The sequence below is a fragment of the Streptomyces sp. AC555_RSS877 genome, from assembly GCF_019049245.1.
GTDB lineage: Bacteria > Actinomycetota > Actinomycetes > Streptomycetales > Streptomycetaceae > Streptomyces.
Genome location: NZ_JAGMUK010000016.1, coordinates 151,260 through 159,011 on the forward strand (window position 1 = coordinate 151,260; position 7,752 = coordinate 159,011).

The following is a 7,752-nucleotide window of genomic DNA, read 5'->3' on the forward strand; positions in this document are numbered from 1 at the left end:
TCGCAATCCACCTGCCTCATGCCGATGATCGGCTTAGGATCCGGTGGTGCCGGAAAAGCCTCAAGAGGACCAGTTCGCCGCCGCCGCGACGCGGCACTTCCGCGACGCCGACTACCTGCACAAGGGCTCTCGACTGCCCTCCGCCGACCACCTCTACGGGTTCGCGGCCGAGTGCGCGGTGAAGAGTCTGTTGCTGCGGTTCACGGAAGTGACCATGGGCTCGCCCAAACCCGAGGCCCCGCACCCCGACGACCCGGACCGCACCATCGAGTTCGGTCATGTCAACGAACTGGTCAGGGAGGTCAAAGTGCTGGCACGCGGTCGGTCCGGGCCGGCACTCAGCACCGCGCTCGACGGCGACCTGCGTGCCTTCAGAAGGTGGCGTGTGCATCACCGCTACTCGGACGGCACCTACGCACAGACGGAAGTGGTGGACAAGCGCCGGGACGCGGCCCACCGCATACTCGCCCTGCACGAACAGGCCGTGCTCAACGGAAGGCTCGCGTGACCACCTCTCCCTTCGTCGTCCGCTTCGACGAGGCCCGGCAGCGAGCGTTCGAGATCGCGCGTGCCGTGGCCGCACAGGGTTTCTCCGTGGTGCTCGTCCGGGACGTGTCCGGCCGTTTCTCCCTGGTTGTCGACGACACGGGTGAGGACGGCACGGACCGGCTGCGGGACGCCTGGACGGCGGAGCTCACCGAGCGCCTGGGCCGGTACCGGTCCGACCAGCCCGTGCTGCTCACCTCCGAGATGTTCTCTGCGGACGCGGTACTGAACTCCCCCCGCACCGTGTCAGACCCCGCCGGATCGTCCGACGGGGGCTCGGTCCGTTTCCTGGACAACACGGTCGTCGGCGAGGACTGGGCCAAGGTGTCCACTCCCGAGTTCGCTCCCGGCAGGCCCCGCCCGTATCGCATCGCCCTCTACGGGTTCAAGGGCGGCGTCGGCAGAACGACGGCGATGTCCATGCTCGCGCGCCGACTGTCCGACCGGGGACATTCCGTCCTGGTGGTCGACCTGGACCTGGAGTCGCCGGGTGCGGGTCCGTTGCTCGTGGGTAAGGAGCTGCCGCAGTACGGGCTGGTGGACCAGCTCGTGGAGGCGGCGGTGGGCAACGCCGAGGACCTGGAGATCGTGACGCGTTCCTCGTACACGCCCAAGGTCCGCGTCGGTGAACTGTGGGTGGCTCCGGCACGGGGCCAGGGCGCCGAGGGTGTCCCGTACTCGTACGTGGACAAGCTGAACCGCATCTACGCCGAAACCCCCGCCGCGTCCTTCGCGGACCGGCTGGAGCAGGCGTTGTGCGCTTGCGAGGACGCCGTGGAACGGTACAGCGACAGCGGCCGGCACCCCGACGTCGTCCTGCTGGACAGCCGGGCCGGCATCCACGACGTGGCGGCCGTCACCATCTCCCGGCTGTCCGACCTGGCGCTGCTGTTCGGCGCGAACAACGACCAGACCTGGGAGGGCTACGGCGACCTGTTCACGGCCTGGCAGGTCTCCGGTCAGGCCCCGCGCATCGAGGAGAAGCTGCGCATGGTGGCCTCGATGGTCCCCGACTCGGTGCACTATCCGATGGAGAAGTACCTGGAGGCGTTCCGCGAGCGGGCGTTCGAGTGCTTCAGCGTGCTGTACGGCGAGGTCGCACCGGACGAGACGTCGCGCAGGAACGACGACTCGGCCCCCCACTGGGCCATCCCCATCCTGTTCGAGCCGGGACTGGTCGGCATGGACGCGGGCAACGCGCCGGGTTGGCAGGACCGCGCGTTCGTCCAGGCCGCGTACGGTGAATTCCTGGCCACCATCAGCGAGATGGTCAGGCTTGCCCTGGCCGCGCGCGGGGACCAGGAAGGACCGTGATGACCGACGCCCCTCTCACCGCGGGCGAGTACCGCGACCTGCTGTCGGCCGCGCTGGAGGAGGCCGCGTACGCCGACACCCGGCCGCCCACCGCGCACACCCTGTTCATGCCGGACTCGCACCGCACGGCCCTCTACGTCGACAACACGGTGGTGCCGGGCGGGCGGGGCGTCGGCAAGACCTTCTGGTACCGCTCACTGTTGGACGACGGCCTGCGTGAGTTGGCGGCCACCGAGTACCGCATTCGGCGGCTGAACCGGCTCAGGGTCGCCCGGGGCTACGGTCTTGACTGGATCTCCGAGTGCTATCCGGGTCCCGGTGACCTGAACGGCATGATCGCGTCCGGTGAGCAGCCGTACGACATCTGGTACACGGTCCTCCTGGTGGCCCTCGGCCAGGAGGAGCTGCGCACACTGACCGAATGGCCCGACAAGGTCGCCTGGGTACGGGCCCACCCCGGACCGGCCCAGCGCACGGTGGAGCACGCGGACCGGCAGGCGTATGAGGAGAACATCGTCCACCTGCTGCTCTTCGACGCCCTGGAGCACCTGCACCACGACCGCCTGCATGCCGACCGGCTCGTGGGCGGCATCCTGCGCCTCGCCCTGCAGATGCGGTTCGGCACGCGCAACATCCGCCTGAAGGTGTTCATCCGCCCGGACATGTTCGACGCGGCGAAGCTCCACTTCGCGGACGCCTCCAAACTGTCGGGCTACGCGGCCCGCCTGGAGTGGACCCGCGCCGACCTGTACGGGCTGCTGTTCCACTTCCTCGGCAACGAGGACGGGGAGCTGGCCGAGCTGGCGCACCGCTTCCGTCGCGTTACGGGTGGATGGGAACCGCTCGCCTGGGGCGCGCGGCACGTTCCCCCGGCCCTTCTGCGCAACGACGAGGAGATCCAGAGCGAGCTGTTCGAGCAGATCGCGGACCCGTTCATGGGCGCCAACTACCGCAAGGGCAGGCCCTACACGTGGCTGCCCAACCATCTGATGGACGGCCAGGGCAGGATCAGTCCCCGCAGTTTCCTCAAGGCCCTGTGGACGGCGGCCGAGGCCACACGCTCGGGCTGGCCGGGCCATGACCGTGCCCTGCACCAGGAGGCGATCCGCAAGGGCGTGCAGGACGCGTCGCAGGGCCGGGTGGACGAGGTCAGCGAGGACACGCCGTGGGTGAAGCTGGCCATAGAGGCGCTTGAGGGCTGCCAGGTGCCGATCGAGGAGGAAACCGTGCTCCGCATCTGGCAGGACGGGAACCTGCCGGCGCAGCTCGCGAAGGACTCCGCGCGTTACGCCCAGGCCGACATCCCCGAGCGCGTCCGCACGGGCCCCCGGCACCCCGACGACCTGCCACGGCTGATCACCGAATTGAGGGAGCTCGGCGTGATGACGGGGCCCCGCAGTGACGGGCGGCTCGACCTGCCCGACGTGTACCGGATCGCCTTCGGGCTGGGGCGCAAGGGCGGGGTTTCGAAGCCGACGCCGTAGCCGGGTGGCAGGGCTTCGCTGCTCCCGGCCGCTCACGGTTCGTATGTCCGGGCTGGCAGGATGGGCGGACGGCCGTGGTAATGCGGCGGTTGTGATGGGGATGGAGAGGTTCCGCCGGTGTCGTCTGAGGAAGCCCGCACTACGACGGGCGCGTCGCTGGACCGCGAGAGGCAGCAGGCGCTGCTCAAGGATCTGCAGAAGCAGGTCGCGCTGCTGGAGGAGGACCTCAGGGGGCGGGCGGGGCTGGAGGAGTTCGACCCTCCGTTGCTGGCCGAGTACGCCCACGCCGTGGAGTCGGAGCGCACTGTCGCTGACCACTACGAGACCTGGCTCGACGGGCGGCTGGTGCAGATCGCCGCCGCGTGGGTCCTGGCGTGCGTCTTCGTCCGCTTCAGCGAGGACAACGGGCTCATCCCGGACGCCTGGCTTTCCGGTCCCGGTGACCGCCTGGCCGAGGCGCAGGACCGGCACGACGACCACTTCCGGCTCCACCCCGACCAGAACGACCGGGACTGGCTGAAGGCGGCCTTCAAGGCGCTCGCCGAGGCCCACCCGACTGCGGCCGACCTCTTCGACGAAGAGCACAACCCGATGTGGGAGGTCACGCCGTCGTACGAGGCCGCCACCCGCCTGCTCGCCTTCTGGCGCGAGCGGGGCCCGGACGGCGAGATCCGCTACGACTTCACCGACCCGGAGCTGAGCACGCGCTTCCTCGGCGACCTGTACCAGGACCTCTCGGAGTACGCCCGCAAGACGTACGCCCTGCTGCAGACCCCGGTGTTCGTCGAGGAGTTCATCCTCGACCTGACCTTGGAGCCGGCGGTGGAGGAGTTCGGCCTCGACCCCGTGTGGAAGTACCGGCCGGAGGGGTGGCGGGGGGATGTGGATGACGACGGTCAGGTTCATGGCCTGCGTTGCATCGACCCTGCGTGTGGGTCGGGGCACTTCCTGCTGGGGTTGTTCGGGCGGTTGCTGGAGAAGTGGCGGGAGTTGGAGCCCGGGACTGACCCGTGGGTGCTGATTCGGCGGGCGCTGGAGTCGGTGCATGGGGCGGACAAGAACCCGTTCGCGGTGTCGATTGCTCGATTCCGGCTGCTGGTGGCTGCGCTGAAGGCGGGCGAGGTGCGGGAGCTGCGGCGGGCGCCGGGGCTGCCGATTCGGGTGGCTGTGGCGGATTCGTTGTTGCATGGGCGTGAGGCGGGGCAGGAGGCCGGGCCGACGCTGGATGACGCGGAGCGGGGGGAGGTCTTCACGTACCGGACGGAGGACGTCAAGGGGTACGTGAAGGAGGTGGATCTGCTGGGGCGGGGCTCTTATCACGTGGTGGTGGGGAACCCGCCGTATATCACGGTTAAGGACAAGCAGGAGAACCAGAATTACCGGGATGTGTACTGGGCTTGTTCACGCCAGTACTCGTTGTCGGTGCCGTTCGCGCAGCGGATCTTCGAGCTTGCCTTGCGTGCAGGTGGTGACAACCGAGACGGTGGTTTCACCGGGCAGATCACGGCGAACTCTTTCATGAAACGCGAGTTCGGCAAGGTTCTTATTGAGTCGTTCTTCCATGGCGGACCCTACAAGGATCCAGTAAGCGGACGTAAGCGTCAATTCGCCGGTGTGGAACTGACGCATGTCATTGATACCTCAGGTGCTTACATTCCGGGGCATGGCACCCCAACGGTGATCCTGGCTGGGCGTAATCAGGTGGCGCGCCAGGCTCAGCCGATTCGAGCTGTACTGGGGGTGCGAGGTGAAGCCAGTGTTCCTGAGGGTGACACGCTCGGGCCTGTGTGGATCGCGATTACCGAGCAGGTGAGGAATCCGGGGAGCGAGTCGGAATGGGTAAGCGTCGAGGACGCGAAGCGGGCGCGGTTCGCGTCCTTTCCCTGGTCCCTTTCCGGAGGTGGTGCTCAACCTCTCATGCACCTGCTTGAGCAAGCGCCCGGGCGACTCAAGGACTCGATCTCGGAGATTGGGCGCACTACGCACACTGGGCTTGATGAGGCTTATTACATGCCTCCGGCTTCTTCGGTTACCCGGGGATTGACCTTTGGAACGGTGCCAGTAATTCTTGGGGACGAAGTTCGGGACTACCATATTTCGTCTTCTACGCGTACCTTCTTCCCTTACGCCACGATCGCTCCGGAGAGTGTGCGCGGCAGTGCCCGGGCGCTACTTGCCACGGAAAAACAATTCCTCTGGGGGAACCGCACAGTACTTCGCGAGCGGTTGGACTTCGGGGAGACCCCGGAGCAGCGAGGGCTCAGCTGGTTCGAGCACAGTATGTTCTTTCCTAAGCGGTACCGTAGCCATCTTTCTGTTGCTTTCTCCTTTGTTTCCACGCATAACCACTTCGTGTTGGACCGGGGCGGGAAGGTGTTCAAGCAGTCCGCTCCCGTGATCAAGCTGCCAGCAGGAGCCAACGAGGAGCGGCACTTGGAGCTGTTGGGGGTGTTGAACTCCTCGGCAGCTTGCTTCTGGCTGAAGCAGGTCAGCCATGACAAGGGGATTCGCGGGGAAGGAGGCGGATTCACTAGCGACGACTGGGAACGCTTCTACGAGTTCACTGGCACCAAGCTTCAGGAGTTCCCGCTCCCGAAGACCCTTCCGCTGTCTCTCGCCCGCGAGCTCGACACACTTGCCCAGAAGCTGGTCGAGTGTGAGCCTTCCGCTCTAACTCCCTCCGCCACCCCCACCCGCGCTGCCCTCGATGAAGCTTGTGCTGCCCAGGACCGCATCCGGGCGCGGATGATCCTGCTTCAGGAAGAGCTGGACTGGAACGTGTACGGCGCTTACGGGCTGCTCATGCCCAAGGAGGTCTCGCTCACCACGCTGCCAAGCGACCTCGTCGAGCTGAGCGACGCCGACATGCCTCAACTTCAGCTTGGACAGCGAGCCTTCGAGATCGCGCTGAAGAAGCGGGTTGATGACGAGGAGATTGAGACCGTCTGGTTCGACCGGCACGGGTCGACCGAGACCGCGACCGCAAAGATCCCGGCCGACTGGCCCGATGCGTACAAGAAGGTCGTCCAGGCCCGGCTCGACCTCATCGAGTCCAACAAGGACATCCGGCTGATCGAGCGCCCCGAGTACAAGCGGCGCTGGTCCACCGAGCCGTGGAAGAAGCGGGAGGCCGCCGCCCTGCGAGCCTGGCTGCTCGATGCCGCCGAGCGTGAGGAGCTGTGGTTTGAGGAGCGGGGGGACTACAACTCACCCCGCACACTCACCGTCTTCCAGCTCGCCGACGCTCTGCGTCATGACGAGGACGTCCAGGCCGTCGCTGCGCTCTACGCCACCGACCACCTCGGTAACCGCGAAGCCTCTCTCGCGACCGTGCTTGCCGCCGTCATCGAGCCCGAGCACGTGCCCTACCTCGCCGCCCTCCGGTACAAGGAGACCGGTCTGCGCAAGCGCGCGCAGTGGGAGCGGGTCTGGGAGCAGCAGCGCGAAGAGGACCGCGACGGGGTGCGGCTCGACATCAAGGTGCCGCCGAAGTACTCCGGCGCCGACTTCCTCAAGCACTCCTACTGGTCCAACCGCGGCAAGCTGGACGTGCCCAAGGAGAGGTTCGTGTCCTACCCGGGCGCCTCCCCGGACAGTGACCCCTCGCTTCTGCTCGGCTGGGCCGGCTGGAACCACCGCGACCAGGCCGAAGCCCTCGTCAACCTCATCAACGACCGTTCCTCGGTGGACGGTTGGGACAAGGATGACCCGCGCTTCGTTCCGCTGCTCGCCGGGCTTCAGGAGATCATGCCCTGGGTGCACCAGTGGTACGACGAGGACGACCAGGAGTGGGGCGGCAATCCGGCCGAGGAGTTCCAGACCGGACTCAATCGAGGCCGCACCGACCGGCACCTCTCCGAGTCCGACCTCCGCGACTGGCGCCCCGAGAAAAAGCGGGGCGGTCGGCGGTCGTCCGCCGAGTAGCCGACGGGACGGGATGACTCACGCTGAAGGGGCCGCACTGCGCGGCCCCTTCAGGCGTCTGGCTCGCCCTCTTCGGGCGCGTCGCTGGCTGGCTCCGGCATTCCGATGACGTACGTCCCCTTCGCGGGCAGAGTGGCGACGAGCCCTCGTTTTCGGAGTTCGACGATGGCGCGACGCACCGTACCGATGCTCACACGGTGCAGCTCCGTCATGGCTCGCTCGCCCGGTAGCGCGGCGCCCTGCGGCAATTTGCCGGACGCGATCTCCGCTGCGATGGCGTCGGCGAGTTTCACGTACTCGTAGCGCGGAAGCTCACTCATGCTCCCACGGTGACGCACCCCAACGCTTAACGCAGGGTTAGAACGCGTTCCACCGCACTGGAACCCAGTAGAACGCAGAGGGGTGCAGGGGGACGCAGTTCCCGGTATGGTCGAAATGACAAGACCCCGGCGAGGTGTGGAAGACCTCCCGGGGCACGGCCCAC

General features: G+C 67.0%; 5 protein-coding genes. 4 read left to right on the forward strand and 1 reads right to left on the reverse strand.

Annotated elements, in window-relative coordinates:
- Positions 1-46 precede the first annotated feature (46 nt).
- The 4 genes from KUM49_RS07975 (at position 47) to pglX (ending at position 7,268) form a co-directional block, all read left to right on the forward strand.
- The gene (locus KUM49_RS07975; protein WP_217236005.1) at positions 47-508 is read left to right on the forward strand and encodes a hypothetical protein; all 462 of its coding nucleotides are present in this window, start codon (positions 47-49) and stop codon (positions 506-508) included.
- On the forward strand, positions 505-1,860 hold the full coding sequence (locus KUM49_RS07980; RefSeq protein ID WP_217236006.1) for a KGGVGR-motif variant AAA ATPase: 1,356 nt from the start codon (positions 505-507) through the stop codon (positions 1,858-1,860). The genes KUM49_RS07975 and KUM49_RS07980 overlap by 4 nt, the downstream gene beginning before the upstream one ends.
- A complete protein-coding gene (locus KUM49_RS07985; protein ID WP_254400882.1) occupies positions 1,860-3,344 on the forward strand; it encodes a hypothetical protein in 1,485 nt (494 codons plus the stop codon). Before KUM49_RS07980 ends, KUM49_RS07985 begins: the two co-directional genes overlap by 1 nt.
- Before the next feature lie 117 nt (positions 3,345-3,461).
- Entirely contained in the window at positions 3,462-7,268 is a 3,807-nt protein-coding gene (gene pglX, locus KUM49_RS07990) for a BREX-2 system adenine-specific DNA-methyltransferase PglX (protein WP_217236008.1), read from the forward strand.
- Between the two features lie 50 nt (positions 7,269-7,318).
- Here the strand turns inward: pglX and KUM49_RS07995 are convergent, their stop codons facing one another.
- On the reverse strand, positions 7,319-7,588 hold the full coding sequence (locus KUM49_RS07995) for a winged helix-turn-helix domain-containing protein (RefSeq protein ID WP_217236009.1): 270 nt from the start codon (positions 7,586-7,588) through the stop codon (positions 7,319-7,321).
- Between the last annotated feature and the right edge of the window lie 164 nt (positions 7,589-7,752).

Bases quoted from the DNA above. Each gene is read 5' to 3' on its own strand.
- KUM49_RS07985 (WP_254400882.1), top strand. From the start codon at position 1,860: ATGACCGACGCCCCTCTCACCGCGGGCGAGTACCGCGACCTGCTGTCG.
- KUM49_RS07995 (WP_217236009.1), bottom strand. From the start codon at position 7,588: ATGAGTGAGCTTCCGCGCTACGAGTACGTGAAACTCGCCGACGCCATC.